The sequence below is a fragment of the Rhizobium bangladeshense genome (assembly GCF_001662075.1).
Taxonomy (GTDB): Bacteria; Pseudomonadota; Alphaproteobacteria; order Rhizobiales; family Rhizobiaceae; genus Rhizobium; species Rhizobium bangladeshense_B.
Genome location: NZ_LYPL01000125.1, coordinates 1 through 490 on the forward strand (window position 1 = coordinate 1; position 490 = coordinate 490).

At 67.6% G+C, this 490-nt stretch carries 1 protein-coding gene; it reads left to right on the plus strand.

The features are described 5' to 3' along the window. The coding region (repB, locus tag A7X77_RS31800) for a plasmid partitioning protein RepB (RefSeq protein ID WP_064686706.1) at positions 1 to 490 on the plus strand (490 nt) is incomplete at both ends.

A 490-nucleotide genomic window follows, 5' to 3' on the forward strand; every position in this document is an offset into this window, starting at 1 on the left:
GGGAAAAGTTCCTCGAGGGCGAGGCGGTAGTCGATCTCGACCCCGAGGTCGGCGAGGCCTCCTTCGTCAAGGACCGGCTGTCGGAGGATGACGAGGCGGTCCGCGCGCTGGTTGAGGCGATCCGCGCGCGTGGACAGGACACGCCCATCCTGGTGCGTCCCCATGGGAAGATCGACGGACGCTATCAGGTGGTCTTCGGCCACCGGCGCCTACGCGCCGCCCGCGAACTCGGCCGCAATGTCCGCGCCGTCGTCAAGGCGATCGACGACCGGATGCATGTCATCGCCCAGGGCCAGGAAAATTCGGCCCGCGCTGACCTCACCTTCATTGAGCGGGCGTTTTTTGCCCGGCGGCTGGAGGAGCTCGGCTATGACAGGGAGGTAATCTCGACGGCGCTCGCCGCCAATGCAGCTTCGGTTTCGAAGATGCTGTCGGTGATGGAGCGGCTGCCGCAGGCGGTGGTCCAGGCGATCGGCCCGGCCCCGGGCGT